The sequence below is a fragment of the Pseudomonas putida genome (assembly GCF_030159595.1).
Taxonomy (GTDB): domain Bacteria; phylum Pseudomonadota; class Gammaproteobacteria; order Pseudomonadales; family Pseudomonadaceae; genus Aquipseudomonas; species Aquipseudomonas putida_AC.
The window spans coordinates 18,475-44,803 of sequence record NZ_BSKJ01000010.1; the positions used below are offsets into that span (position 1 = coordinate 18,475).

Annotated in this window: 20 protein-coding genes and 1 pseudogene; 7 read left to right on the forward strand and 14 right to left on the reverse strand. The window is 63.6% G+C overall.

Annotation, left to right across the window (positions count from 1 at the left end; all coding sequences use genetic code 11):
- Window positions 1-71: 71 nt before the first annotated feature.
- From QQL85_RS20825 to QQL85_RS20850, 6 genes are all read right to left on the reverse strand, one after another.
- On the reverse strand, window positions 72-683 hold the full coding sequence (locus tag QQL85_RS20825) for a cell wall hydrolase (RefSeq protein WP_284356196.1): 612 nt from the start codon (window positions 681-683) through the stop codon (window positions 72-74).
- A 34-nt stretch (window positions 684-717) separates the two neighbouring features.
- On the reverse strand, window positions 718-1,635 hold the full coding sequence (locus QQL85_RS20830; RefSeq protein WP_284356195.1) for an AEC family transporter: 918 nt from the start codon (window positions 1,633-1,635) through the stop codon (window positions 718-720).
- 123 nt (window positions 1,636-1,758) lie between these two features.
- Complete coding sequence (locus QQL85_RS20835; protein ID WP_284356194.1) at window positions 1,759-2,622, reverse strand: LysR family transcriptional regulator; 864 nt, start codon at window positions 2,620-2,622, stop codon at window positions 1,759-1,761.
- Between the two features lie 70 nt (window positions 2,623-2,692).
- Window positions 2,693-3,541 (reverse strand): ABC transporter permease, encoded by an 849-nt coding sequence (locus QQL85_RS20840; protein WP_284356193.1) that lies wholly within the window; start codon window positions 3,539-3,541, stop codon window positions 2,693-2,695.
- The gene (locus QQL85_RS20845; protein WP_284356192.1) at window positions 3,538-4,554 is read right to left on the reverse strand and encodes an ABC transporter substrate-binding protein; all 1,017 of its coding nucleotides are present in this window, start codon (window positions 4,552-4,554) and stop codon (window positions 3,538-3,540) included. Before QQL85_RS20845 ends, QQL85_RS20840 begins: the two co-directional genes overlap by 4 nt.
- Window positions 4,555-4,651: 97 nt before the next feature.
- Window positions 4,652-6,796 (reverse strand): methyl-accepting chemotaxis protein, encoded by a 2,145-nt coding sequence (locus QQL85_RS20850; RefSeq protein WP_284356191.1) that lies wholly within the window; start codon window positions 6,794-6,796, stop codon window positions 4,652-4,654.
- 325 nt (window positions 6,797-7,121) lie between these two features.
- Between QQL85_RS20850 and QQL85_RS20855 the strand changes: the two genes are divergently transcribed.
- Window positions 7,122-8,441: a Na+/H+ antiporter family protein gene (locus QQL85_RS20855; protein ID WP_284356190.1), complete on the forward strand. Its 1,320-nt coding sequence runs from the start codon at window positions 7,122-7,124 to the stop codon at window positions 8,439-8,441.
- Window positions 8,442-8,454: 13 nt separating this feature from the next.
- Here the strand turns inward: QQL85_RS20855 and QQL85_RS20860 are convergent, their stop codons facing one another.
- The 3 genes from QQL85_RS20860 to QQL85_RS20870 form a co-directional block, all read right to left on the reverse strand.
- Complete coding sequence (locus QQL85_RS20860) at window positions 8,455-9,462, reverse strand: FecR family protein (protein WP_284356189.1); 1,008 nt, start codon at window positions 9,460-9,462, stop codon at window positions 8,455-8,457.
- A gap of 181 nt (window positions 9,463-9,643) precedes the next feature.
- The gene (locus tag QQL85_RS20865; RefSeq protein ID WP_284356188.1) at window positions 9,644-11,413 is read right to left on the reverse strand and encodes an acyl-CoA dehydrogenase C-terminal domain-containing protein; all 1,770 of its coding nucleotides are present in this window, start codon (window positions 11,411-11,413) and stop codon (window positions 9,644-9,646) included.
- A gap of 135 nt (window positions 11,414-11,548) precedes the next feature.
- A complete protein-coding gene (locus QQL85_RS20870) occupies window positions 11,549-13,171 on the reverse strand; it encodes an acyl-CoA synthetase (RefSeq protein WP_284356187.1) in 1,623 nt (540 codons plus the stop codon).
- A 195-nt stretch (window positions 13,172-13,366) separates the two neighbouring features.
- Here QQL85_RS20870 and QQL85_RS20875 point away from each other — a divergent pair, with 195 nt between their 5' ends.
- From QQL85_RS20875 to QQL85_RS20900, 6 genes and pseudogenes are all read left to right on the forward strand, one after another.
- On the forward strand, window positions 13,367-14,773 hold the full coding sequence (locus QQL85_RS20875; RefSeq protein ID WP_284356186.1) for a sensor histidine kinase: 1,407 nt from the start codon (window positions 13,367-13,369) through the stop codon (window positions 14,771-14,773).
- 9 nt (window positions 14,774-14,782) lie between these two features.
- Window positions 14,783-15,415, forward strand: coding sequence for a response regulator transcription factor (locus QQL85_RS20880; RefSeq protein WP_284356185.1), 633 nt, complete (start codon window positions 14,783-14,785; stop codon window positions 15,413-15,415).
- 125 nt (window positions 15,416-15,540) lie between these two features.
- On the forward strand, window positions 15,541-16,014 hold the full coding sequence (locus tag QQL85_RS20885; protein ID WP_284356184.1) for a MarR family winged helix-turn-helix transcriptional regulator: 474 nt from the start codon (window positions 15,541-15,543) through the stop codon (window positions 16,012-16,014).
- Between the two features lie 30 nt (window positions 16,015-16,044).
- Window positions 16,045-17,238 carry an HlyD family efflux transporter periplasmic adaptor subunit gene (locus QQL85_RS20890; protein ID WP_284356183.1) on the forward strand — a complete coding sequence of 398 codons (1,194 nt, stop codon included), beginning with the start codon at window positions 16,045-16,047 and terminating at the stop codon, window positions 17,236-17,238.
- The gene (locus QQL85_RS20895) at window positions 17,235-18,770 is read left to right on the forward strand and encodes a DHA2 family efflux MFS transporter permease subunit (RefSeq protein ID WP_284356182.1); all 1,536 of its coding nucleotides are present in this window, start codon (window positions 17,235-17,237) and stop codon (window positions 18,768-18,770) included. The genes QQL85_RS20890 and QQL85_RS20895 overlap by 4 nt, the downstream gene beginning before the upstream one ends.
- A 53-nt stretch (window positions 18,771-18,823) precedes the next feature.
- Window positions 18,824-19,363, forward strand: a pseudogene (locus QQL85_RS20900) (SDR family oxidoreductase); the annotation flags it as partial.
- A gap of 8 nt (window positions 19,364-19,371) precedes the next feature.
- Here the strand turns inward: QQL85_RS20900 and QQL85_RS20905 are convergent.
- From QQL85_RS20905 to QQL85_RS20925, 5 genes are all read right to left on the reverse strand, one after another.
- Complete coding sequence (locus QQL85_RS20905) at window positions 19,372-21,438, reverse strand: hybrid sensor histidine kinase/response regulator (RefSeq protein WP_284356181.1); 2,067 nt, start codon at window positions 21,436-21,438, stop codon at window positions 19,372-19,374.
- 122 nt (window positions 21,439-21,560) lie between these two features.
- Window positions 21,561-22,970, reverse strand: coding sequence for a GntR family transcriptional regulator MpaR (gene mapR, locus QQL85_RS20910; RefSeq protein WP_284356180.1), 1,410 nt, complete (start codon window positions 22,968-22,970; stop codon window positions 21,561-21,563).
- A gap of 50 nt (window positions 22,971-23,020) precedes the next feature.
- Window positions 23,021-24,424 carry a cytochrome c oxidase accessory protein CcoG gene (ccoG, locus tag QQL85_RS20915; RefSeq protein ID WP_284356179.1) on the reverse strand — a complete coding sequence of 468 codons (1,404 nt, stop codon included), beginning with the start codon at window positions 24,422-24,424 and terminating at the stop codon, window positions 23,021-23,023.
- Window positions 24,425-24,545: 121 nt separating this feature from the next.
- Window positions 24,546-24,785 carry a DUF3203 family protein gene (locus QQL85_RS20920; protein WP_284356178.1) on the reverse strand — a complete coding sequence of 80 codons (240 nt, stop codon included), beginning with the start codon at window positions 24,783-24,785 and terminating at the stop codon, window positions 24,546-24,548.
- 636 nt (window positions 24,786-25,421) lie between these two features.
- On the reverse strand, window positions 25,422-26,321 hold the full coding sequence (locus QQL85_RS20925; protein ID WP_284356177.1) for a hydroxymethylglutaryl-CoA lyase: 900 nt from the start codon (window positions 26,319-26,321) through the stop codon (window positions 25,422-25,424).
- Window positions 26,322-26,329 lie beyond the last annotated feature (8 nt).

Consider the following 26,329-nt stretch of genomic DNA (forward strand, 5'->3'; position numbering starts at 1 on the left):
ACTGGTCGGCGGAAAAGTGCGACCACTTGGTAATCATTCGTATCCAGCTGGACCTGTAAGCGGTTTTGGGATCAACGGGCCAGCGCCTGGTTAGGCTTGTAGAACAGGAAATGTGTGGTCTGCGCTGTCTTGCGGTAGGCCTTGGCCCAGTCGGGGTGCACGGTGCGGTCGTGGAAGTACAGTGCACCGCCGGTGGGGTCTTTCAATTGTTGGTTGAGTGCCTGGCGCGCGATCTCCTTGGCCACATCATAGCGCTGCGCCTCCTCGACCTGGTCCGGGCGCCCGTCGCACCACCAGGAAAACTGGCAGGCTTTGGTCTCCACACCCTGCTTGACCACACCGCAGATGGTATCGGGGAAGCCGTCGTGACCCAGCCGGTTGAGCACCACGCTCGCGACTGCGGACATGTCTTCGGCATCGGCGCCTTTGGCCTCCCAGTAGATGGTCCGGGCCAGGCAGGTGATGCTGTCGTCCAGCGGTGCCTGGCCGGCCGGGTCCACGGCCTGGGTTTCGCTTGGGGTCAGTTTTTCGGTTTTTTTCGGCGGCGGCGCATCGTTTACCACCTTCTCTTCCAGTACTTCGGCCTTGTCTTCAGCCACTGCGGCCTTGGCCGTGTCGGCCGCGTGCAAGGGGCCTGCCAGCAGGGTCGAGGTCAAGCCGATGACTATCCAGGCAAGGCGCATGGGCAAGTTTCCGAAAGGGGGGCTGAATCCCAGTCTAGCCAAGCGTAAGCATTAGTACCAAAGGCAGGGTGGCGGCGGCTGCTACGGTCTGCAGGGCAATGATGGTGGCCATCAATGGGGCATTGCCGCCCATTTGCCGGGCCATCACATAGGACGACGAGGCGGTGGGCAAGGCCTGGAACAACACCGCCACGACTGCGGCCTGGCCACTCAGGCCAACCAGGCGGCACAAGCCCCAGGTGGTCAGCGGCATGACCAGGAACTTGAACACCGAGGCCGCCATCAGCGGACGCACCTGCTGGCCCAGGCTGGCACCACCGAGTGCCGCGCCAACACACAGCAGGCCCATCGGCAGCGCGGCCTGGCCCAGCGCCTTGACCGTGGGTTCGATGCCGGGCGGCAAGCCTAGCCCCGTCACCCGCAGCAGCAGGCCGCCAGCGCAACCGACGATCAGCGGGTTGGCGAAGATTGCCCGCAGCACGGTGGCCGGCGAGCTGTGGCGGGCGCTGAAGCGGGCAAATACCAGCACGCACAGCAGGTTGACCAGGGGCACGATGGCGGCATTGGCCACCGCCGCCAGGGCAATGCCAGCACTGCCGTAGATACCGGCGGCCAGGGTGGCGCCAATGTAGTTGTTGAAGCGGATACCGCCCTGGAAAACCGAGGTGAAGTCAGCGCCGTCGTGGCTCACGGCGCCCTGGTACAACACCAGCAATAGGGCCCCGGCCAGGGTTGAGAGCATCAGCACGCCGACCATGCCCAGCACGGGTACACCATTGAGGTTGGCGGTGGCCAGGCCGTGCAGGAACAGCGAGGGTAGCAGTATGTAATAGCTCAGGCGTTCGGCACCGGGCCAGAAGTTTTCGGCCAGAAAACCGCGCAGGCGCAGGAACGTGCCCAAGGCAATCAACAGGATGATCGGTAACAGGGTGGTCAGCAGCAATTGGAGCATGGTCGACGTTCCGTGGTCGGGTACGCGCACAGACTACGGGTGAGAAAGGGTTTGTAAAAACGTTGTTTTCTGCACTGACCATTGAGAAAAAATGCATTGTTGAAGCGTCAGCCCTGTTGGCGCTTACGCTTCCAAGGCAGTCTTCAACACCGCACTCAAATGCCGCCGCTGGCTTTTCTCATGCTCCAGCAACACCACACGCCGGGTCAGTTGCGGTTCGCCAAACGGCAGGCAGGTGGCGGGCGGCAGGCGTTGCAGGTCGTCGTCCGCCATGGGGATGATCGCCACGCCCAGGCCCATGACGGCCATGCGTGCCAGGGCCTCCTGGCTGTCCAGTTCCATCTGTTCGCTTACCTGCAAATGCTGCCGGCGCAATTCCTGCTCGATCTGTCGCCCGGCCCAGGCGCGTTTGTCAAAGCGCAGGAACGGTTGGCTGGCCAGCAGTTCGGGCACGCTGTGCCCGGCCAGCTCTGGGCTGGCGATGGCCCAGAAGCGGTCCTCGAACAACGGTGTGAAGTCGAGGCTTTGCGGGTAGGGGCTGACCGGTTCGGTGGTAATCGCTGCATCGAGTTCGCCGTCCTCCACGCGCCGCGCCAGTTCCGCCGACATCCCTGACGCCACGCTGATGTGCAATTGCGGATGATGGGTTTTGATCCATACCAGCGCTTTGGGCAGGCGCCGCGCCAGCACGGTATGGATTGCCCCCAGGCGCAGTCGGCCACGCAGGCTCGGGCCGCTGGCCAGGGCGTCGGCCAGTTCGTCATAGGCAGCCAGAATGCTCTCGGCACGCGCCACCGCCAACTGGCCGGCCTCGGTCAGCACCACCTGCCTGCGGCTGCGGTCGAACAAGGCCACCTGCATTTCGTCCTCAAGGGTTTTGATGTGCAGGCTCACCGCTGACGGAGTGAGGCTGAGCAGGTCGGCGGCGCGGGCGAAGGTGCCGTGGCGGGCAATGGTTACCAGGGTGCGCAGGGCTTTGAGGGACATGCGGATGAGGTCCGGTTTCAAGCTGACAGAGCTGTATTGTCAGGCCCGGCCCTATCGCCGGCAACACTGCTCAGCGCACGTTGCGCCCATACGCCTGGCTGATCCGGTCAATCACCATGGCCAACGCGACAATTGCCAACCCGGCCTCCACGCCTTGCCCCACATTCAATGTCTGGATCCCCGCCAGCACATCCTCGCCCAGCCCGCGGGCGCCGATCATCGACGCCACCACCACCATCGACAGGGCCATCATCACCGACTGGTTCAGCCCAGCCATGATGCTCGGCAGCGCCAGCGGCAGGGCGATACGCCTCAAGCGTTGCCAGCGGCTGGCCCCCAGGCCGTGCGCCGCCTGCAGCAGCGAGGGGTCGATCTGGCTCAGTCCCAGTTCGGTTAACCGTACCAGGGGTGGCAGGGCGTAGATCAGTGTGGCGAACACGGCGGGCACCTTGCCCAGGCCGAACAGCATCAGCACCGGAATCAGGTAAACGAAGGCGGGCAACGTCTGCATCACATCCAGTACCGGCAACAGCAGGCGCTTCGCCAGGGGGCGGGACGCCAGCAGGATGCCCAGCGGTACGCCCACCAGCACACACAGGCCGGTACTCACCAGCACCAGGGCCAAGGTTTGCAGCAGCTTGTCCCACAGCCCGAGCATGCCGATCAGGGCCAGCAGCGCCACCAGCACCGCGCTGCGCAGCAGGCTGCGGCTAGCGTGCCAGGCCAGCACGCCAACCAGCAGCAACAGCAGCCACCAGGGCAGCAGACGTAGCAGGTTTTCAAGGCCGACCAGCAATTGCAGCAGCTGGTCCGAGAAGGTGCGCAAGTGGTCGCCGTAGTTCATTACCAACCAGTCGACCAGCCGGTTGACGCTGTCGGCGAAGGAAAATTGCAGAGCTTGGGGAAAGCCATTGCTCACAGGCCGGCCTCGACCTTGGCAGTCACGTCCGCAGGCAGCCAGGCTTTCCACACCTCGCGGTTGTCACGCAGGAAGGCGAGGGCGGCTTCGCGCGGTGGCGTGCGTTTTTCGCTCATGTCGGCCAGCGCCTTGTTGAGCCGGTCGATCGGCAAGTCGACCTGTTCGAACACCGCCACCAGGTCCGGGTAGCCTTCACGAAAGGCTTTGGACACGCCAATCGACAACTTCGCCGGCAGCGAACGGCTGCCCTGCGGGTTGGGGTGGCTGGCATCGGTGAGGGTGGCCCAGGCCTGGGCATCGAACGGTGGTTCCTCAAGCCGTATGAGCTTGTAGCGCCCCATCAATGGGGTCGGGTTCCAGTAGTAGAACAACACCGGCTGGCCACGGCGGATGGCTGAGCCGATTTCGGCATCCATCGCCGCCCCGGATCCGCTGCGGAAGTTGGTGTACAGATCGTTCAGGCCATAGGCCTTGAGTTTCTGGCTGTTCACTGTTTCCGAGGTCCAGCCGCTGGGGCTGTTCAGGAAGCGACCTTTGTCGGGTGACTCGGGGTCACGAAATACCTGCGGGTAACGCTTGAGGTCTTCGACATTGCGCAATTCGGGCGCCATGGGCTCCAGTTTGCGAGCGGCGTCGCCCTCGATCACATACGCCGGCACCCACCAGCCTTCTTCGGCATGCTTCACCGTATCACCCAGTGCGAATACCTGGCCTGCCTGCTCGGCTTTGACCCACGCGGGGCTGCGTCCGGCCCACTCTTCGGCAATCACTTGCAGGTCGTTGCGGGCCAGGGCCACCTCCATGCTGACCGTGCTGCCGGGGAGGGTGTCTGTAGGGTAGCCGTAACCGCGTTCCACGATCAGGCGCAGGATTTCGGTGGTGAGGGCGCCGCTTTCCCAGCCAATGGCACCAAAATGGATCGGCGGGCGTTGCTCTGCCGGAGCGGCATTGCCAGTGCATGCCAGGCCTACGGCGAGCAGCAGGCCGGCCAGCAGTGTTGGAATCTTCTTCATCCAGACCTCGTCGTTTGCCGCGCCTTGGGCGTGGAGGCAAGTGTAGACGACGAGGTTTTGGTGGAATTCAGGGCCACACGGGGTGGCCCCGATTGCCTCAGACGCGGAATTGGTCCATCAGCGCCTGCTGCTGGTTGGCCAGGCTGTTCAGCGACTGGCTGACCCGCGCCGACTCGTTGGCCTGCCCCGACAGCGATTCGGTGACATCGCGAATGGTTGCCACGTTGTTGTTGATCTCCTCGGCCACTGCGCTTTGCTCCTCGGCGGCCGAGGCGATCTGCAGGTTCATGTCGGAGATCACGGTTACCGCCTGGCCGATACGCTGCAACGCCGTCACGGCCTGGCCAACCTGTTCGACACCGCCCTGGGCCTGGCGGTGGCTGTTGTCCATGGTGCCGACCACTTCGCGGGTGCCATCCTGCAAGGCCTCGATCACCTGGCGGGTTTCTTCCACCGATTCCTGGGTGCGCCGGGCCAGGTTGCGTACTTCATCGGCAACCACGGCAAAGCCACGGCCGGCTTCACCCGCACGGGCTGCCTCGATGGCGGCGTTGAGGGCCAGCAGGTTGGTCTGCTCGGCAATCGAGCGGATCACCTCCAGCACCGAACCGATCTTCTCGCTGTTTTGCGCCAGGCCCTGGACCTCGGCCATGGCGTCGCTCATGTTGGCGGCCAGGGCATCGATGCGGGTGGTGGTGCGGTCGATCACCGCCAGGCCTTCACGGGTGGCCTGGTCGGCGTCGCGGGCAGCTTGCGCGGCCTGGGCCGCGCTGCGGGCCACGTCCTGGGCCGTGGCGCTCATTTCGTGCGAGGCGGTGGCCACCTGGTCGACCTGGCGGTACTGCTGTTCCATGCCGGCGCTGGTTTCACTGGCAATGGCCGAGGACTGGTCGGCGGTGCCGCGGGCGGCCTGCACCGAGCGTTTGACCTCGGCGATGGTCGGTTGCAGCTTGTCGAGGAAGCGGTTGAACCAGCCGGCCAGTTCGCCCAACTCGTCCTGCTTCTGGTAGGTCAGGCGGCGGGTCAGGTCACCTTCGCCGCTGGCAATGTCCTTGAGCATGGCGGCCACGCCAAGGATAGGCCGGGTAACGCCACGGGCCATGAGCCACACCATCAGCAGACCGGCAATCGCTGCAGCCAGGCCCAGGCCCAGCTCAAGCAGGGTGCCGCTGGTATTCAGCGCGTCCAGTTCCTGCTTCAGTTTTTCGGCGGGCCCTGTCAGGGCGTTTTCCGGTACATCCAGCAGCACGCCCCAAGGCTGGGCGTCGGGGATCGGCCGGAACGCGGCCAGCACTTTCAGGCGTTGCTGGTCGTGCAGGATGGTCATCTTGCCATCGGCCAGCTTGCGCACCAGCTCGGCGCCCTTGGCCGGGTCCACCTGATCGAAACGCTGAGCCAGCTTGCTGGCATCGGCGCTATAGCCGGCCAGCAGGCCGACCGGGCTGAGGATGCCGACCGTGGTGCGGCCTTCGTACAGGCTACGGCTTGCTTCCTGGCTCAGGGCCTGCAGGCTGTTGAGGTTGATGTCGATGGACAGGGTGGCAATGGTCTTGCCGTTGACTGCCAGCGGGAAGACGATGCTGGTCATCAGCACCTGTTGGCCATCAATCTCGTAGAAGTAGGGCTCCACCACGCACACCTTGCCGGATGTACGTGGGCACACCCACCAGGTGTTGGCCGGCTGGCCGCTGGGGCCGATCTCGGTGTTGGCCATGTCATGCTCGGGCAGCGCCATGGCGGTCAGCTGGCCGGCGCGCGGTTGCGACCAGTACAGGGCAAAACGCCCGGTTTCGTTGCTGCCCAGTTCCGCCTTGCCGGCGAACAGGCTGTCCTTGCTGTCCAGTGCGTTGGGCTCGAACACCAGCGACAGGCCGAGCAGGTCGGGGTTGGCCTGCAGGGCGGCGCGCACTTGGCGAGTCATGTCCTCGCGCAAGTCGAGGGCGTCGAGATAGCGCTTTTCCGCCTGCTCGCGCAGGAACAGCACTTGGCGGGCGAAGCCAGCACCATACTGGTAGGCATCCATGAACTGGCGGCGGATATTCAGGGCCTGCACCTCACCCTGCGACTCGATGCGCGACTGCGCCGCTTCGGTCAGCATTTGCATGCTGCTGGCCTTGACCAAGTCCGAGCTGTGGTCCATGCGGTACAGCGACAGGCCGACAAGCAAGGTGACGATGCCGGCCAGGCAGAGACCGGCGAGCAGGGTGATCTTCCACTGGATGGAAAGTTGTCGCAAAGGCATGGGGGCGGATCCCTTGTAATAAGAGTGTGGCTAGCGACTGTGTCGGCGGGCGCGTTTTTTTCTTTATTCAAACGTTCAATTTAATTTTCTTGATCTGCTCGCGGTCCTGTGGGAGCGGGTTCACCCGCGAACACCGGCGTAGCCGGTGCCATAGACCGAGTTGGATTCTTCGCGGGTGAACCCGCTCCCACAGGGAATGCGTTGCGCCTGCAAGCATGGTGCAGGCGAGGCAGTGGTAATGCGCCGCAACATGGCGCTTTTGACATCTGCTGCCCACTGCTTCAGAGTTCGCGCTTTTTTTCTGTCGTAATGAGGTAAGCCAACCATGAATGCAGTGATCGCCGCAGTCGGCATCATGCTGATACTCAGCCTGTCCCGCGTGCATGTGGTCATCGCCCTGATCATTGGCGCCCTGGTCGGTGGGCTGGTCGGAGGTCTGGGGATCGAAGGTACGCTCAAGGCCTTCAACGGCGGGCTGGGCGGTGGTGCTACGGTGGCCTTGTCCTATGCGCTGCTGGGTGCTTTTGCCGTGGCCATCGCCAAGTCCGGGCTGGCGCATGCGCTGGCTGACCGCGCCCTGGCCATGATCGATCGCCAGGGCCACACCAATGGCGGCAAAGTGAAATGGTTGATGATCGGCCTGATGCTGGTGGTGGCGGTGTCGTCGCAGAATATCCTGCCCATCCATATCGCCTTCATTCCGCTGCTGGTGCCGCCGCTGCTGTATGTGCTGACCCGGCTGCGCATCGACCGCCGGCTGATCGCCTGCGTGATCACGTTCGGCCTGATTACCCCATACATGTTCCTGCCGGTGGGCTTTGGCAACATCTTCCTCAACGAAATCCTGCTGGCCAACGTCGCCCGTGCCGGGGTCGATGTGAGTGGCGTCAATGTCACCCACGCCATGGCTATCCCGGCTGCGGGCATGCTCGCCGGCCTGCTGATGGCGGTGTTCATCAGCTACCGCAAGAAGCGTGACTACGACCTGGCGCGCATCGAGCAGGTGGAGCAGGTGAGCGTGCAGTACAACCCACTGACACTGCTGGTGGCGGGGCTGGCCATTGCCGCAGCGTTTATCGTCCAGCTGTTGCTGGACTCGATGATCATCGGTGCCATGGTCGGCTTCCTGATCTTCTCGCTGTCGGGCATCGTCAAGTGGAAGGACACCGACGACCTGTTCACCGAAGGCATGAAGATGATGGCCATGATCGGCTTCATCATGATTGCCGCCTCGGGCTTTGCCGATGTGATGAAGGCCACGGGTGAAGTGAAAAGCCTGGTGGAAACCTCGGCGCAGTGGATCGACCATAGCAAGGGCATCGGTGCCTTGCTGATGCTGCTGGTGGGCCTGCTGGTGACCATGGGTATCGGTTCGTCGTTCTCTACTGTGCCGATCCTGGCCGCGATCTTCGTGCCGCTGTGCGTGCAACTGGGTTTCGACCCAGTGGCCACCGTGTGCATCGTCGGTACTGCGGGTGCCTTGGGCGATGCCGGTTCGCCGGCTTCGGACTCGACCCTGGGCCCAACCTCGGGCCTGAACGTGGATGGCCAGCACCACCATATCTGGGACACCGTGGTACCGACCTTCATCCACTACAACCTGCCGCTGCTGGCGTTCGGCTGGTTGGCAGCAATGACCTTGTAAAGCGGGGAGGGTGTCAGCCCTTGTCGGGCGGCGGCGAGATGCGGTTGAGCACGGTGCTGCCGTCCTTGCTGCGGGTCAGGTAGACCGGCAGCACCTTGGGCAAGTTGTTGACCAGGCGCCCCACCTCGCGGGTGTTGTAGATGCCGCTGATACGGATGCGGCCAGTGCTGGCATCGGCCAGTAGCAGCGGCGCGTCGAGGTAGCGGTTGATCACTGGCAGCGCCTGTTCCAGGCTCAGGTTGTCGAGCACCAGCTTGCCGCTGCGCCAGGCCAGGCTGTTGCCGAAGTCATCGCTCTGTTCCAGCTGTGGCTCGAAGTCGCCTTTGTGGTAGCTGGCCTGCATGCCTGGGCCGAGGCGGTAGCCGCCGGCACTGCCGTCACTGGTCACCAGCACCGAACCCTCCACCAGGGTGACCTTGACCTGGTCCTGGTACTTCCACACGTTGAACTGGGTGCCGGTGACGCGGGTCTGGCCACGGCCGGCATGCACGATGAACGGGTGGCTGCTGTCGTGCTGCACCTTGAAGAACGCCTCGCCACGCTTGAGCGTGACCTGGCGCTGGTCCTTGTAGTTGAGGTAGGTCAGCTCGGTATTGAGGTTGAGCTGCACCGTGCTGCCGTCGCTCAACTCCACGGTCTGCATGCGGTCACCCGCTTCGAAGTGCTGGTAGTGGTTGGGCAGCCAGCCTTGTTCCCAGCCCACCCAGCCGGCCAGCGGCAGCACGGCCAGGGCGATAGCGGCGGCAGATGCCAGCGGACGCCAGCTGCGCGGGCGCGCCGGTTGGCGGGCGGGCGGGTTGAACTCGACGACGGTGGCGTTGCGGGGCAACAGGTCGGCGGTCTGCCAGATTTCCAGCATCGCCTCGTATTCCTCGGCATGCCGAGGATCCGCCGCCAGCCAGCGGGCGAATGCCTCGCGCTCGCCAGCCGTGCAATCTTCGGCGTGCAGGCGCATACACCAATGCGCGGCGGCGTCAGTGATGGCATCGTCTGGGCTGGGGTTGAGGCGGTCGTGGTTCATTGCGGCTCCGGGTTTTGCGCATTCTACCCTCGCTAGAGGGCTCCCGAGAACCGGCGTAATGGCGAATGACTATCAGTTGTGACGGTTTTTCGTCGGATTTGCAATGGTTTTTCTACGTTTGAGAACCCTTCGCGCACAAAAAGCGGGCTGAAACCCTGGGGGCGTGAAGCGCCCCCAGTGCTTAGAACTGCTCGGCTGTTATTGCATAAAGACTGGTACTGCCTGCCCGAATGCTCGCTTCAAGCCCAAGTCCGCGTGGCAAGACACGCTGGAAGAAGAACGCCGCACACGCCAACTTGGCCCCATGGAAGTCAGCATCCTCGTCATGCCTGGCCAACGCCGCCGCCGCCATCCGCGCCCACATGTAGGCATACGCCGTCAGCCCGAACAGTTGCAGGTACTCCACTGCCACCGCACTGACCAGGTTGGCATCCTCAGCGGCACGCGCCCGCAACCACGCACTGGTCGCCTCCAACCGCGCCAGGCTTGCCTGCAGGGCTTCGCGGTACAACGGCGCATCCACGCTGAAGGCCCGCACTTCGGCGGCAAAACTGGCCAGTGCCTGCCCGCCATCGGCCAGTACTTTGCGCCCGAGCAAGTCGAGGGCCTGGATGCCATTGGTGCCTTCATAGATCTGCGCGATGCGCACATCGCGTACCCGCTGCTCCTGCCCCCATTCACGGATGTAGCCATGACCGCCATACACCTGCTGGCCGAGCACGCAGCTTTCCAAGCCATTGTCGGTGAAGAAGGCCTTGGCCACCGGCGTCAACAGCGCCACCAGGCACTGGGCATGCTCACGCTCGCCGGCGTCTTCGGCATATCGCGCCAGGTCCAGTTGCTGACCAACATAGGCGGCAAACGCCCGGCCACCTTCGGTGAGGGTGCGCATGGTCAGCAACATGCGCCTTACATCGCCATGGTGGATGATGGGGTCGGCAGCCTTTTCCTGTGCCTGCGGGCCACTGGCGGCGCGGCTTTGCAGGCGCTCGTTGGCGTAACGGGCGGCGCTCTGGTACGAGGCTTCGGCGCAGCCGATGCCCTGGATGCCGATGGACAGGCGCTCGTAGTTCATCATGGTGAACATCGCCGCCAGCCCCTTGTTCGGCTCGCCCACCAGATAGCCCTCGGCACCGTCGAAGTTCATCACGCAGGTGGCAGAGGCCTTGATGCCCATCTTGTGCTCGATCGAGCCGCAACAGGCCGCGTTGCGCGCGCCCAGGCGGCCATCGGCGTCTACCAGGTACTTGGGCACCAGGAACAGCGAAATACCCTTGGCTCCGGTCGGCGCGTCCGGCAGCTTGGCAAGCACCAGGTGGACGATGTTCTCGGTCAGGTCTTGCTCACCGCCGGTAATGAAAATCTTGCTGCCGCTGATGTGATAGCTGCCATCGGCCTGGGGTTCGGCACGCGTGCGGATCAACCCCAGGTCGGTGCCGGCATGGGGCTCGGTCAGGCACATGGTGCCCGCCCAGCGGCCTTCGTACAGGGGCGGCAGGTAAGTGGCCTTGAGCGACTTGCTGGCGTGGGCATCGATGGCCAGGCAGCTGCCAGCGCTCAAGGCCGAGTACAGGCTGAAACTGCAATCGGCGGCGTAGAGCATTTCTTCAAACAGCACGCCAAGCATTTTCGGCATGCCCATGCCGCCATATTCAGGGTTGCCACCCAGGCCAACCCAGCCGCCTTCGCGGTAGGTGTGCCAGGCATCGCGGAAACCGTCTGGCGTGGTGACCTGGCCTGCTTCGAAGTGCACGCCTTGCTCGTCGCCGTTGCGGCTGAGCGGGGCAATCAGCTGGCCGGTGACTTTGGCTGCTTCTTCGAGGATGGCGTCGGCGGTGTCGGCGTCGATACGCTCGGCCAGTGCGGGCAGGCGGGCCCAGATGGTCGGGGCGTTGAACACGTCATGCAGGATAAAGCGCATGTCGCGCAGGGGGGCGGAGTAGGTGGTCATCGTGTGCTCATGGAAGAATGAAAGTCTGGGCGGGCCTCTTCGCGGGCAAGCCCGCTCCCACAGAGATCGCGCCAGCTTCGAGCCTTGCGCAGTGCCTGTGGGAGTGGACTTGCCCGCGAAGAGGCCGCTACGCGTTCAGAGGGCTTTGGCCCGGTCGCGCAGCACGTACTTCTGGATCTTGCCGGTGGAGGTTTTGGGCAATTCGCCAAACACCACGGTTTTGGGCACCTTGAACCCGGCCAGGTGCTCGCGGCACCAGCCGGTGATGTCGGCTTCACGGGTGTCTTCCCGGCCTGGTTTCAGGGCAACGAACGCGCACGGCGTCTCTCCCCACTTTTCATCCGGGCGCGCCACCACGGCGGCCTCAAGCACTGCCGGGTGCTTGTACAGGGCGTCCTCGACCTCGATGGTGGAGATGTTCTCGCCACCCGAAATGATGATGTCCTTGAGCCGGTCCTTGATCTCCACATAACCGTCGGCATGCCACACCGCCAGGTCGCCTGTGTGGAACCAACCGCCCCGGAAGGCCTCGGCGGTGGCTTCGGGGTTTTTCAGGTAGCCCTTCATCACCGTGTTGCCGCGCATGAAGATCTCGCCCAGCGTGTTGCCATCGCGCGGCACCGGCTCAAGGGTTTGCGGGTCGGCGACCATCAGGCCGTCGAGGGTCGGATAACGCACACCTTGGCGAGACTTGATGCGCGCGCGTTCTTCCAGTGTCAGTTCGTCCCACTCGTCATGCCAGGCGCACACGGTGACCGGACCGTAGACTTCGGTCAGGCCGTAGGTATGAGTCACCTGGATGCCCATCTCCTCCACGGCGCCGATCACCTTGGCCGGTGGTGCAGCACCGGCGACCATGGCCTGTACCGGGTGCTCTATTGCGGCCTTGGCGGCCTCGGGCATGTTGACCAGGGCGTTGAGCACGATGGGTGCGCCGCACAGGTGGCTGACCTGGTGTTCGCGGATCAGGGTCAGGATCTTCTGCGGGTCGACCCGGCGCAAGAACACATGGGTGCCCGCCAGGGCGGTGATGGTCCAGGGGTAGCACCAGCCGTTGCAGTGGAACATCGGCAGGGTCCACAGGTACACCGGGCGGTGGCCCATGGCCCAGGTCATCTGGTTGCCCAAGGCGTTGAGGTAGGCGCCGCGGTGGTGGTAGACCACGCCCTTGGGGTTGCCGGTGGTGCCGGAGGTGTAGTTGAGCGAAATGGCCTGCCACTCGTCATCCGGCCATTCCCAGGCAAATTCCGGGTCGCCTTCGGCGAGCAGGGCCTCGTAGTCCAGCTCGCTGACCGCACGGCCTTCGCCGTACTCGGGGTCATCCACATCCACTACCAAAGGCGGGTGTTCGAGCAGCGCCAGGGCGGCTTCAATGACCGCATGGAACTCGCGGTCGGTAATCAGCACCTTGGCCTCGCCGTGCTGCAGCATGAAGGCAATGGCCTCGGCGTCCAGGCGTACGTTCAAGGTATTGAGCACGGCACCGGTCATGGGCACGCCAAAGTGGGCTTCGAGCATGGCCGGGGTGTTGGGCAGCATCACCGCCACGGTGTCGCCACGGCCTATGCCACGGCCCACCAGCGCGCTGGCCAGGCGCCGGCAGCGTTGGTAGGTTTCTTGCCAGTTGCGGCGGATGGCACCGTGGATCACGGCTGGATATTGGCCGTACACGGCAGCGGTGCGTTCGATGAAGCTCAGCGGGGTGAGGGCGACATGGTTGACGGCAGCGGGCATCAGGCCCTGGGCATAGATCGACATGCGGTAATCCTGTAAGGGAGGCAGACGCAGCCTGTGCGCTTGGCCCCCGGTGGCTGATTGTTAGCTCTGTTCAGGGTGCGGAAAGGCGTACGGTAGGCCGCCTTCCTCTGTCGCAGTTTTACGCGAGTCGCTATGGTAGTAGGAATATCGACTATAGCAATATAGTAAAACTACTATAACAACGAGCCGCTTACCGTGGACAAGACTGCTTATCCGTTGCTTGCCAAAGACCCTCAACCCAGCGTGTTGCTGGCGGGCGATGCCACGCCGCTGGCGCTCAACCCCGCGCTGCAGGCCTGGGTCGATGAAGGCCCAGCGCTGGCCAGTTGGTTGCCGGCCAACTGCGCGGCCCTGGTGCGTGCCTGCCTGCGCCAGCATCGGGCGATCGCCGATGTCGAGGTGCAGGTGGGTGAGCGCACTGTGCTGTGGTCTTTCATTCCGGATGACCAGGGCCAGCAGGTGCTGGGCCGCTGTCGTGAGGCCAGCGAAGAGCGCCAGGGCGCCCGCGAAGCCAGCCGCGCCCGGCGCCTGTATCGGCTGATCATCGAGAACACCACCGACCTGATTTCCCGGCACAGCCCCGATGGTCGATTTCTCGATGCCTCACCGGCGGCCTTCCGTCTACTTGGCCTGTGGCCCGAACAACTGCGCGGCATGGCCGTGCATACCTTGTTGCACCCGCGCGAGCGCCGCCAGGTGCTGCGTCAGGCCGCCGCAGCCCTGGACCAGGACGGCTACCACACCATGACCTGCCGGGTACGCCTGGCTGCGGGCGGCTACCGCTGGTTCGAAATCGCCAGCCGGGCCATCCGCGAAACCTACACCGGCACGGTGGTGGAAGTGGTCAGCGTGTCCCGCGACATCACCTTGCGTATCGAGGCCCAGGAAAGCCTGGCGCACAGCGCCCGGTTGGCCACCTTGGGCGAACTGGCCTCGGGCATTGCCCACGAGATCAATCAGCCCTTGGCCGCGGTGGTCAATTACGCCAACGCCAGTTTGCGCTACTTGTCGAGCATTGAACGCGACCCGCAGGCCCGTGAGCGTGTAGGGCAGGGGCTGCAGCGCATCAGCGAACAGGCCACCCACGCCGCTGAGGTGATCCGCCGCCTGCGCGCCTTCCTGCGCAAGGGGCCACGGCGCCTGCAGGCCCTGGACCTGGCCGATGTGGCCGGCGAAGCCATGCGCCTCTGCGCCTGGGAGGCGGCGCGCGACCAGGTGGTGGTCGAACTGCGCATGAGCGTGCAACTGCCCTTGGTATATGCCGACCGGGTGTTGCTGGAACAGGTGCTGCTCAACCTGTTGCGCAATGCCATCGATGCCAATCGCGAGCAGCATGACGAACGGCCGTCACGTATCCTGCTCGGCGCTGTGCGTGATGGCGACGGTGTGCTGGTCGAGGTGGCTGACCAGGGGCCGGGCGTAGCGCCCGAGCGCCTGGATGAAATCTTCACGCCGTTCGCCACCACCAAGGCCGATGGCCTGGGCTTGGGCTTGAGCATGAGCCGCAGCCTGATCGAAGGCTTTGGCGGCAGCCTGTGGGCGCGGGTGGGTGACAACGGCGGTCTGGTATTGTGCTGCCGCCTGGCGGTCAGCAGGGGATAAGGGGCGTTGATGGTGCAAGCAAAAGTGTATGTGGTCGATGACGACCAAGGGATGCGCGACTCTACGATCTGGCTGCTGGAATCGGTAGGTTTGCAGGCGTTGCCGTTTGCCAGTGGGCAGGCATTCCTCGATGCCTGCGTCGACGATGGGCCTGCCTGCGTGCTGCTGGATGTGCGCATGCCGGGGCTGGGCGGGCTTGCAGTGCAGCAGGCGATGCGCGAGCGCGGCCTGGCGCTGCCGGTGATCTTCGTCAGCGGCCATGCCGATGTGCCGATCGTGGTGCGCGCGTTCAAGGCTGGCGCCTGCGACTTCATCGAAAAGCCTTACAACGACCAGTTGCTGCTCGACAGTGTGCAGGCCGCGCTGGAGCATGCCGCGCGGGCGCGGCAGGGCGACCAGGCGCTTGCCCAGGTTCAGGCGCGTATCGACGGCCTGACGCCGCGTGAGCGTGACGTGTTCGTGCCGCTGGCCCAGGGGTTGAATAACCGAGAGATTGCCGAGCAGTTGGGCATCAGCGTAAAGACCGTGGACCTGTACCGGGGGCGGGTGATGAAGCGCTTGCAGGCGGGCAGCTTGGCAGAACTGGTGGGCATGGCGATTGCCTGCGGGGCGGTAGAGGCACTCGGTCTGCGGGCTCCGTAATAACAGCGCCCACAGGGATCGCCCTGAAGGCCAGATCATGAAATTTTACATAGCTACCTAATCAAAGCTTTGACATTCACTGCCTAGGCAGTAATATTTTCACACAATTAACCGAGCAGTCGCCGATGGCCCATTTCTCCCCCGAAAACTTCCAGACCTGCGCCATCGGCATGCTGCTCGGCCGCGCGGCGATCCTGAAGGACCGCATTCTCGACTGGCACCTCGAATCCGAGGGCGTCACCGCCGCGCAGTTCAAGGTGTTGATCATCGTCACCCAGTACCAGGTAGATACCCCGGCCGAGCTGTGCCGCTACCTGGGCCTGGACAGCGGTTCGATGACCCGCATGCTCGACCGCCTCGAGCAGAAGGAACTGATCGTGCGCAACCGCTGCGCCGACGACCGCCGCCAGGTGCGCCTGGCGCTCACCACCGATGGCCAGCGCCTGGCCGACCGCCTGCCGGAGATCGGTGCTGCCGCCATGAACGAGTTGTGCGGCGTGCTGGACCCCGAAGAGCTCAAGACCCTGGAAGCCTTGCTGGCCAAGGTCCTGCTCGGTGCTGGCGACCCGTTGACGATCCGCCGCTTTGGCGACCGTTGAACCCTGTCACGAATTATCCAAGGTATTGTCATGGCCACTCCCGCAGACACCCCGACTCCCTCCGCCGCGCCCGAGCCGTCGCACAAGCGCAAGGCCTGGCTGCTTGGCCTGCTGTTGCTGCTGAGCCTTGCCGGTGCCGCTACCTGGGCCTGGTATAGCTTGGTCGGCCGTTGGCACGAAAGTACCGACGATGCCTACGTCAACGGCAACGTGGTGGAGATCACCCCACTGGTCACCGGCACGGTTACCAGTATCGGCGCCGATGATGGCGACCTGGTCCATGCCGGCCAGGTGTTGCTGCAATTCGACCCGGCCGACAGCGAGGTGGCGCTGCAGTCTGCCGAAGCCAAGCTGGCGCGTAGTGTGCGGCAGGTGCGCGGCTTGTACAGCAATGTCGACTCGCTCAAGGCCCAGCTGGAAACCCGCGAGGCCGAGCTGCGCAAGGCACAGCAGGACTTCAACCGGCGCAAGGTGCTGGCCGACAGCGGTGCGATTGCCGCAGAAGAACTGTCCCATGCCCGTGATGACTTAAGCGTGGCCCAGGCCGCCGTCAACAGTGCCCGCCAGCAACTCAACACCAGCAGCGCGCTGGTAGATGACACCGTGGTGTCCTCGCACCCCGAGGTGATGGCCGCTGCTGCCGACCTGCGTCAGGCCTACTTGGATCATGCCCGTACCACCTTGGTGGCACCGGTGACCGGCTACGTTGCCAAGCGCACCGTGCAACTGGGCCAGCGCCTGCAACCGGGCACCGCGACCATGGCGGTGATCCCGCTGGATCAGGTGTGGATCGACGCCAACTTCAAGGAAACCCAGCTGCGTGACATGCGCATCGGCCAGCCGGTGCAGATCAGCGCCGACCTGTATGGCAGCGAGGTCAAGTACAGCGGCACGGTCGACAGCCTTGGCGCCGGTACCGGCAGCGCCTTTGCCTTGCTGCCGGCGCAAAACGCCACCGGTAACTGGATCAAGATCGTGCAACGGGTACCGGTGCGTATTCACCTGAGCCCCGATCAGCTCAAGGACCACCCGCTGCGTATCGGCTTGTCCACCGTGGTGGAAGTCGACCTGCACGACCAGAGCGGTCCGGCCCTGGCCCAGCAGCCGCCGCAGCAGGCCAGCTACACCACCCAGGTGTATGACCGCCAGCTGGTCGAGGCTGATAACCTGATCGCCCGGCTGATTCACGAAAACAGCGCAACCGGCAAGACGGCCCAGCGATGAGCAACAACGCCGCTGCCCAGTTCACGCCGCCGAGCCTGCTGCTGACCACCATCGGCCTGTCGCTGGCGACGTTCATGCAGGTGCTCGACACCACCATCGCCAACGTGGCGTTGCCGACCATTTCCGGCAACCTGGGGGTGAGTTACGAGCAGGGCACCTGGGTTATCACTTCTTTTGCAGTGAGCAACGCCATTGCCTTGCCGCTGACCGGTTGGTTGAGCCGGCGGTTTGGCGAAGTGAAACTGTTCATCTGGGCCACGCTGCTGTTCGTGCTGGCTTCGTTCCTGTGCGGTATCGCCCAGTCGATGCCGGAGCTGGTCGGTTTCCGGATATTGCAGGGCGTAGTCGCCGGGCCGTTGTACCCGATGACCCAGACCTTGCTGATTGCCGTCTACCCCCCGGCCAAGCGAGGGATGGCCCTGGCGTTACTGGCGATGGTCACGGTGGTGGCGCCGATTGCCGGGCCGATCCTGGGGGGCTGGATTACTGACAGCTACAGTTGGCCGTGGATCTTCTTCATCAACGTGCCCATCGGCCTGTTCGCCGCCGCCGTGGTGCGCCAGCAGATGCGCAGCCGGCCAGTGGTCACCAGCCGCCAGCCGATGGATTACATTGGCCTGCTCACGCTGATCATCGGTGTCGGCGCGTTGCAGGTGGTGCTGGACAAAGGCAATGACCTGGACTGGTTCGAGTCGTCGTTCATCATCGTGGGCAGCCTGATTTCGCTGGTGTTCCTGGCGGTGTTCGTGATCTGGGAACTGACCGACCGCCACCCGGTGGTGAACCTGCGCCTGTTCGTGCACCGCAACTTCCGTGTCGGCACCATCGTGCTGGTCGGGGGGTATGCGGGGTTCTTCGGCATCAACCTGATCCTGCCGCAATGGTTGCAGACGCAGATGGGCTACACCGCTACCTGGGCGGGCCTGGCGGTGGCGCCGATCGGGTTGCTGCCGGTGATCATGTCACCGTTCGTGGGCAAGTATGCACACCGCTTCGACCTGCGTGTGCTGGCAGGGCTGGCGTTCCTGGCGATCGGTACCAGCTGCTACATGCGTGCGGGGTTCACCAGTGAAGTGGACTTCCAGCATGTGGCCTTGGTGCAGCTGTTCATGGGCATTGGCGTGGCGTTGTTCTTCATGCCGACCTTGAGCATCCTGCTGTCTGACCTGCCGCCGCACCAGATCGCCGATGGTTCGGGGCTGGCGACCTTCCTGCGTACGCTGGGGGGGAGTTTTGCGGCGTCGTTGACGACCTGGATCTGGATTCGTCGGGCGGACCAGCACCATGCATACCTGAGCGAGAACATCAGCCAGTTCGACCCGGCTACGCGGCATACGCTGGAGCAACTGGGTGGGGCTAACCCGCAGAGCTATGCGCAACTTGAGCAGATACTCAACGGGCAGGCGTACATGATGTCGACGGTGGATTACTTCACCTTGATGACCTGGGTGTTTGCCGCGTTGATCTTGCTGGTGTGGTTTGCCAAGCCGCCGTTTACGGCCAAGGCGGGGCCGGCGTCGGCGGGGCATTGAGCCGGGCTAATAGGGCAAAAGCAAGATCAAGCTTGAGAGCGGGGCGGTGTTAGCTGTTCCAGCGCGTCGACGAAGAGCTCGGCCCGGTCACCGCACTGGTCAACAACGCCGGCACCATCGGCCAGCAAAGTCGGGTCGAGGATATGTCCGAGTTCCGCCTGCTCAAGGTCATGAAAACCAATGTCGTTGGCCCCATGCTCTGCGCCAAGCACGCCCTGCTGCGCATGGCACGGCGGCATGGCGGGCAGGGCGGGGCCATCGTCAACGTGTCATCGATGGCCGCGCGCCTGGGTTCGCCCAACGAGTACGTCGACTATGCCGCCTCCAAGGGCGCGCTCGATACCTTCACCATTGGCCTGGCCAAAGAGGTGGCTGGCGAGGGTGTGCGGGTCAATGGCGTACGCCCGGGCTACATTCACACCGGCTTCCATGCGCTGTCCGGCGATCCGGACCGCGTCAGCAAGCTAGAACCTGGCTTGCCCATGGGCCGCGGTGGGCGCCCTGAAGAAGTGGCCGAGGCTATCCTCTGGCTGCTTTCAGACAAAGCGTCCTATTCCACCGGCAGTTTCATCGACCTGAGCGGCGGGCGCTGAATGGCCCGTCAGCCCTCAAGCAGGCTGTGTACCCGCTCGGCCAGCACCTCCAGTTCAAACGGCTTGGTTAGCACCAGCGTACCGTGTAGCAGCTGGCCGTCACTGAGCGCCGCGCTTTCGTCGTAGCCGGTGATGAACAGTACCTTCAGCTCGGGGTAGCGTTCGCGGCAACGTTCGGCCACTTGGCGGCCATTCAGGCCGCCGGGCAGGCCGATATCGCTCAGCAGAAGGTCCGGACGTTCGCCGCGTTGCAGGTGGGCGAGAGCAGTAGGGCCGTTCTCGAACGCGTCGACCTGGTAGCCCAGTTCTTCCAGCACTTCACAGACCACCAGGCGCAAGGCCGTCTGGTCTTCGATCAACAGGATACGCCGCGCCGGCGTACTGCCTTTTTCCAGTACCGTGCGCGGCGGTTTGGGGGCTGGTGCCTTGGGTTGCTCGTAGTGGCGGGGCAGCAGCAGCTCGATGCGCGTGCCTTCACCCAGCGTCGACAGAACACGCAGTTGCCCACCCGACTGGCGCACGAACCCGTAGGTCATCGACAAGCCCAGGCCTGTGCCCTGGCCCATGGGCTTGGTGGTAAAGAACGGGTCGACGGCGCGCTTGGCCACCTCCGCCGACATGCCATTGCCGTTGTCGATGATGCTCAGCCGCACGTATTCGCCGGGTGGCAGTTCCAGCGCCAGGGCCTGTACCGCGTCAAGTTGCAGGTTGTCGCCGATGATATCGATCACGCCGCCCGCAGGCATGGCGTCACGGGCGTTGATGCAGACGTTGAGCAGGGCGCTTTCCAGTTGTGGTGGGTCGATGAACGTCGGCCACAGTTCGCTGGCAAACCGGCTGCTCAGGGTGATGGCCGGCCCGATGGTGCGGCGCAGCAGCTCTTCCATGCCAGCCACCAACGTTGCCATGTGCGTTGAGCAGGGCTGCAGGGTCTGCTGGCGGGAGAACGCCAGCAGCCGGTGCACCAGCGAAGAGGCCAGTTGCGCCGAGCCGCTGGAGAGCTTCAGCAACGGTTCCAGTGCGTCGAAGCGTGACTGGTCCAGGCGTTGGCGCATCAGCTCCTGGGCACCCAGAATGCCGCCCAGCAGGTTGTTGAAGTCGTGGGCGATGCCGCCGCTGAGCTGGCCCACGGCCTCCATCTTTTGCGCCTGGCGCAGAGCCTCTTCGGCGTTGGCCAGGCGCTCCTGTTCCTGCACCCGTTCGCTGATGTCATAAGCAAACAGGAAAGCACCTTGTATGTTGCCCTCCGGGTCACGCAAAGCGTTGAAGCGCAGTTCGAAGTGGCGCTGCTTGGGCGCTTTGCCAAAGGTACCGATCTCGACGAACTGCTCGCCCGCCAGGGCACGCCGCCACATGGACAGGCTCAGCGCCTGGTCGTCGGGCTCATCACCCATCAAGTCAGGCAAGTAATCGCCGACTTCAGGTGTGCGACCGAACAGTAACTGAAAATCATGCTTCGCCTGGCGGTTGACTGCCAGCCAGCGCATTTGCGTGTCGACCACATGCACATTGACCACGCTGTGATCGACCAACTCGGCAAACAGCCGTCGCTCTGCCAGCGCAGCACTCACCCGTTGTTCAAGTTCTTCGTTCAGGCGCTGCAGCGCTTGCTCTGCCTGCCGGCGCTCGGTGACGTCCTTGAACAGCACGGCTACCTGGCGTTTCTCGGCAGGCTCGACGCGAAAGGTGGTGACGGACAGCACATGGCCGGTAGCGACCAGCTCTTGCTCGAAATGCAGGGGTTCGCCTGTGTGCAGTACCGCACCATACCGGGCGACCCAATCATCGGCCTCATCGGGCACCATCTCGCGCAGCTTCTGCCCGACCACGTTGGGGATGCCGGCGTGCTTTGCATAGGCCGCGTTGGCCAGCACATGCACATAATCACTGAGCGGGCCGTGTGGGCCGTCGCAGAACTCGATGATGCAGAAGCCTTCGTCCATGGTGTCGAACAGCGAACGATAGAAGTTCTGATCGTGGTCCTGGAGGCTGGCAAGCTGAGATTCCAGCTGCGCGTTCTGCCGCTGGAGGGCTTCGACTTGTTGGCGCAGTGAGAGCAGGTCGCGGGAGGGCATGCCGACGTCCGACAAAAGGGGAGGCTCTGACTTTAGCGTGTTCACCTGCACGCGAATAGCGGGTCAGCGCAGTTGACGGGCGATGCCCGGCCGCCGTCGTTCGGCCGCCGGGCGTTCGATGATCAGAAAGAGCGGATGATCCGCCCGAGGGTTTCCATGGCCCGTTCGGCGCCGTCATGCCAGGGGCTTCCATAATTCAGGCGGATGCAGTTGCCGAAGCGCCGGGTGGGCGAGAAGATCGGCCCGGGGGCGATACTGATGCCTTGCGCCAGGGCCATGTGAAACAGTTTGAGCGCGTCCATCTGCTCGGGCAGCTCCAGCCACAGGAAGTAGCCGCCGGAGGGCTGGCTGACGCGTGTCTGCGCCGGGAAGTGGCGAGCGATGGCCGCCAGCATGTTGGCCTGCTGGCCTTCCAGTGCGTAGCGCAACTTGCGCAGGTGGCGGTCGTAGCCGCCGTGCTGCAGGTAGTCGGCGATCGCTGCCTGGGCCGGCATCGAGGCACACAGCGAGGTCATCAGTTTCAGCCGCTCGATCTTCTGTGCAAAGCGCCCGGCGGCGACCCAGCCGATGCGGTAGCCCGGTGCCAGGCTTTTGGCGAACGAGCCGCAGTGCATGACCAGGCCCTGGGTGTCGAAGGCCTTGGCCGGTTTGGGCGCCTGTTGCGAGTAATACAGCTCGGCGTACACGTCGTCTTCGATCAACGGCACCTCATGGCGCGCGAGCAATTCCACCAGGGCCTGTTTCTTGGCTTCCGGCATGCTGGCGCCCACAGGGTTCTGGAAGTTGGTCATGCACCACACGGCCTTGATCGGGTGTTTCTCCAGCGTTTGTGCCAGTACGCCCAGGTCCATGCCTTCGCGCGGGTGTACCGGAATTTCCACGGCCTTGAGCTTGAGCCGTTCCAGCACCTGCAAACAGGCATAGAAGGCGGGGGCTTCGATGGCTACCAGGTCGCCGGGCTGGGTCACTGCCTGCAGGCACAGGTTCAGGGCTTCCAGTGCGCCGTTGGTGATCAGCAGTTCTTCCATGGGCAGCATCAGCCCGCCGACCATGTAGCGCAGGGCAATCTGCCGGCGCAGTTGCGGGTTGCCGGGCGACAGGTCGGTCACCACCATGCGCGGGTCCATGCTGCGGCTGGCACTGGCCAGCGAGCGCGACAGGCGTTGCAGCGGGAACAGTTCGGGGCTGGGGAAGGCTGAGCCGAACGGTATGGTGTTGGGGTCCTTGATCGAGTCGAGGATCGAAAACACCAAGGCGCTGACGTCCACATCGGTCGATTCGCTGACCGGCTGCAACGCCTGTGGCTCGCTAAACTGGCGCGGGGCGTGGGCGTTGACAAAATACCCTGAGCGCGGCCGGGCGCGGATCAGCCCGCGCCGCTCCAGCAGGTAATAAGCCTGGAACACGGTGGAAGGGCTGACCCCGTGGGTCTGGCTGGCGTAACGCACCGAAGGCACACGCTGGCCGGGGCCCAGTACCCCGGAGCGGATCAGTTCGGCAATGTCGTCGGCAAAGCGTTCGTAGCGTTTCATTCTGGCCTTCTGTCGAAGCCTGGCAGGCAAGGTGGCGTCAGTGTAAGGGATCAACGGTTCATGGGGGCGACGAAGCGGCTGTGGGCCACGCTGCGGATGGCGGGTTCGTCACGCTCGCTGATTTCGAAGCTGAGCGTTTGCGAGCTGCTGGTCGGGCGCTCGGCGAGCATTGCCACCGACACCGGCAGCTCACTCATTTCGCCTGCCGGGATGACCAATGCCGTGTTGCCTTGCAAGGTGAAGCCGTCGGCGTCCAGCAGGCGCAGCTCATAATGCTGGGTGCGTTCGGTCTTGTTGATGACCTTGAGCAGGTAGATGTTCTCGATCTGGCCTTGGGCATTCTCGCGGAACAGGCCACGGTCCTTGATCACATCCAGCGAAACCATCGGGCGCAACTGCAAGGCCACCACCAGCGCCGCGATCATTACCACCAGCGCGGCGGCGTAGCCAAGCAGGCGGGGGCGCAGCCAGTGAGTGGTACCGCCTTGCAGGCTGTGCTCGGACTTGTAGCCAATCAGGCCACGCGCGTAGCCCATCTTGTCCATCACCCCGTCACAGGCGTCGATGCACGCTGCGCAACCGATGCACGCCATCTGCAAGCCATCGCGGATATCAATGCCCGTGGGGCACACCTGCACGCACAGCGTACAGTCGATGCAGTCCCCCAGGCCTTGGGCCTGGACGTCGCTGCCCTTCTTGCGCGGGCCACGGGCTTCACCGCGCCGTGGGTCATAGGCGACCGCCAGGGTGTCCTTGTCGAACATCACGCTCTGGAAGCGCGCATACGGGCACATGTGCAGGCACACCGCTTCACGCAGCAGGCCGGCATTGATGTAAGTGGCGGCGGTGAAGAACAGCACCCAGAACAGCGCCACGCCGCCCAGTTGCAACGTGAGCAGTTCAGCGGCCAGCGGGCGAATCGGGGTGAAGTAGCCGACGAAGGTCAGCCCGGTGAGGATACCGATGACCAACCACAGGCTGTGTTTCAGTGTGCGGCGCCCCAGTTTGTTCAGGCTCCAGGGCGCGGCGGCCAGCTTGATGCGCTGGTTGCGGTCACCTTCGGTGACCTTTTCGCACCACATGAACAGCCACGTCCAGGTGCTCTGCGGGCAGCTGTAGCCACACCACACGCGGCCGGCGTACACGGTGATGGCGAACAGGCCGAAGGCGCAGATGATCAGCAGCGCTGACAACAGGATGAAGTCCTGTGGCCAGAAGGTCGCGCCAAAGATGTGGAATTTGCTGTTGGCCAGGTCCCACAACACGGCCTGGCGGCCGTTCCAGTTCAGCCAGGCGGTGCCGAAGAACAGCACGAACAGAGCGCCAGCAAAGCCGATGCGCAGGTTGCGGTACAGCCCGGTGAAGCTGCGGGTGTGAATGCCGCTGTCGGCGTGTCGCGGTCGGAAGCTGGCTGGGGTGGGGGCGATCTCTGTGAAAGGGATTCTATTGTTCATGGCTCGGTGCTCATCAGGCCTCAATCAGGCATGAGCACTATGGCCCTGAGGCTGTTATCAGCACAGGCTCAGATTTTGCGATAAAAACCATATCAGATTGCCCGCCTTCAGCCGCCAAGCCTTAGATTACCGAGCCTGGCACGCTGGCCTTCAGATGCCTGCGGCTATCCACCGCACCCGCCACGGTCAGCGCATCGGCCTCGGCTTCGGTGATGGGTACGCGCTGGCCTGCGAGTAGGGCCACTGACATGCGCAGGTGCTCGTCGGTGACGATTTCGATATCAGGGCCATCGCCCTCGATGCGCTGGTTCTCGCCGATCAGGGTGCAGCGGCGGGTGGTTTCGTCGATTTCTACTGGCATGGTGTTGTCCTCCTTGCAGGGTTACAGGGTGGACCACAATGCAAGGCGGGTTGCTGCATCAGAAGGCTGAAAGGAGAAGGAAGGAGGGGGGCGAGAAGCACTGAGGGGAGCCGAAGCTCCCCTCAAAGCGTTGTTGCTTGCTCTTTTTTTATTATTGGGACTGGCCTTTTGTTGTTTTTGTCAGCCTGTCCTGGTGTAGCGGGTGACCCCCATGCGGGGTCAAGAGCAAACGTATTTTTTTGAGCGCTGACCTGCTTTCATCATGGCTGATCCGAACCTGGCTGCCGCTACCTCAAGGTAGTTTTATTGTTCTGTGCCAGACCGCGGGGCGTACCCCTGAAAAGCGTGTCTACTCCAAAAAAATCTGCTTGCTACGCCTCTGCCGTGTTGTTCTTGTTATGTCAGAGCCGTTACCTGTTGTTTTTATTGGGTGTCACATTTTTATTGTTCTTGTACCAGAGATATAGCAGGGTGCGTGCCAACTTTTAAAAACCCTTTAAAATCAGCAGTTTAGCTATTTTACTCTAAATCGCTCGGCCTGAAATTCTGCCGATTTGTTTCCCTGTTACCCGATTTTTTGCTGTGAAACGTGGGGGCGGTAACACTTCACCCACACCTGTGTGACACCCGTATGACTTATTGCGCGCTGCGCGCCCGTGCTACCCGCGACCCATTGGCGCGGCCCAGCACGCTGCTGATGCGCTGGCCAGCGGCGATCAGCCGGTCGAGGTCGATGCCTGTTTCAATACCCAGCCCTTGCAGCAGGTACACCACATCTTCGCTGGCGATGTTGCCGGTAGCACCCTTGGCGTAAGGGCAGCCACCCAGCCCGGCCACCGAGCTGTCGAACACGCTGATGCCTTCGAGCAGGCTGGCATAGACGTTAGCCAGGGCCTGGCCATAGGTGTCGTGGAAGTGCCCGGCCAGTTGCTCGCGCGGCACCTGGGCAGAGACCACCTCGAACAGGCGCCGGGTATCGCCGGCAGTGCCGGTGCCGATAGTGTCACCCAGCGACACTTCGTAGCAGCCCATGTCGTGCAGTGCGCGGGCCACCTGGGCGACCTGTTCGGCGCTGACCTTGCCTTCATAAGGGCAGCCGAGTACGCACGATACATAGCCGCGCACGCGTACACCCTGGCTGCGCGCAGCTTCCATGATCGGTTCGAAGCGCTTGAGACTGTCGCTGATCGAACAGTTGATGTTGCGCTGCGAGAACGCTTCGGAGGCGGCAGCGAACACCGCCACCTCCTTCACCCCGGCCGCCAGCGCGTCCTCGAAACCACGCAGGTTCGGCGCCAGCGCTGCGTAGGTAACACCCGGTCGCTGGTGGATACCGGCGAACACCTCGGCAGAGCCGGCCATTTGCGGCACCCACTTGGGCGAGACGAAGCTGCCCACTTCTATATAGGCAAGGCCTGCTTCGGTAAGGTCGTTGACCAGGCGCACCTTGTCGGCAACGCTGATGGGCTGGGCTTCGTTCTGCAGGCCGTCGCGGGGGCCGACTTCGACCAGGCGGACGTGTTTGGGCAAGGACATGGCGGGTT

Bases quoted from the DNA above. Each gene is read 5' to 3' on its own strand.
- QQL85_RS20825 (WP_284356196.1), bottom strand. From the start codon at position 683: ATGCGCCTTGCCTGGATAGTCATCGGCTTGACCTCGACCCTGCTGGCA.
- QQL85_RS20830 (WP_284356195.1), bottom strand. From the start codon at position 1,635: ATGCTCCAATTGCTGCTGACCACCCTGTTACCGATCATCCTGTTGATT.
- QQL85_RS20835 (WP_284356194.1), bottom strand. From the start codon at position 2,622: ATGTCCCTCAAAGCCCTGCGCACCCTGGTAACCATTGCCCGCCACGGC.
- QQL85_RS20845 (WP_284356192.1), bottom strand. From the start codon at position 4,554: ATGAAGAAGATTCCAACACTGCTGGCCGGCCTGCTGCTCGCCGTAGGC.
- QQL85_RS20850 (WP_284356191.1), bottom strand. From the start codon at position 6,796: ATGCCTTTGCGACAACTTTCCATCCAGTGGAAGATCACCCTGCTCGCC.
- QQL85_RS20855 (WP_284356190.1), top strand. From the start codon at position 7,122: ATGAATGCAGTGATCGCCGCAGTCGGCATCATGCTGATACTCAGCCTG.
- QQL85_RS20860 (WP_284356189.1), bottom strand. From the start codon at position 9,462: ATGAACCACGACCGCCTCAACCCCAGCCCAGACGATGCCATCACTGAC.
- QQL85_RS20865 (WP_284356188.1), bottom strand. From the start codon at position 11,413: ATGACCACCTACTCCGCCCCCCTGCGCGACATGCGCTTTATCCTGCAT.
- QQL85_RS20870 (WP_284356187.1), bottom strand. From the start codon at position 13,171: ATGTCGATCTATGCCCAGGGCCTGATGCCCGCTGCCGTCAACCATGTC.
- QQL85_RS20880 (WP_284356185.1), top strand. From the start codon at position 14,783: ATGGTGCAAGCAAAAGTGTATGTGGTCGATGACGACCAAGGGATGCGC.
- QQL85_RS20885 (WP_284356184.1), top strand. From the start codon at position 15,541: ATGGCCCATTTCTCCCCCGAAAACTTCCAGACCTGCGCCATCGGCATG.
- QQL85_RS20890 (WP_284356183.1), top strand. From the start codon at position 16,045: ATGGCCACTCCCGCAGACACCCCGACTCCCTCCGCCGCGCCCGAGCCG.
- QQL85_RS20895 (WP_284356182.1), top strand. From the start codon at position 17,235: ATGAGCAACAACGCCGCTGCCCAGTTCACGCCGCCGAGCCTGCTGCTG.
- QQL85_RS20905 (WP_284356181.1), bottom strand. From the start codon at position 21,438: ATGCCCTCCCGCGACCTGCTCTCACTGCGCCAACAAGTCGAAGCCCTC.
- mapR (WP_284356180.1), bottom strand. From the start codon at position 22,970: ATGAAACGCTACGAACGCTTTGCCGACGACATTGCCGAACTGATCCGC.
- ccoG (WP_284356179.1), bottom strand. From the start codon at position 24,424: ATGAACAATAGAATCCCTTTCACAGAGATCGCCCCCACCCCAGCCAGC.
- QQL85_RS20920 (WP_284356178.1), bottom strand. From the start codon at position 24,785: ATGCCAGTAGAAATCGACGAAACCACCCGCCGCTGCACCCTGATCGGC.
- QQL85_RS20925 (WP_284356177.1), bottom strand. From the start codon at position 26,321: ATGTCCTTGCCCAAACACGTCCGCCTGGTCGAAGTCGGCCCCCGCGAC.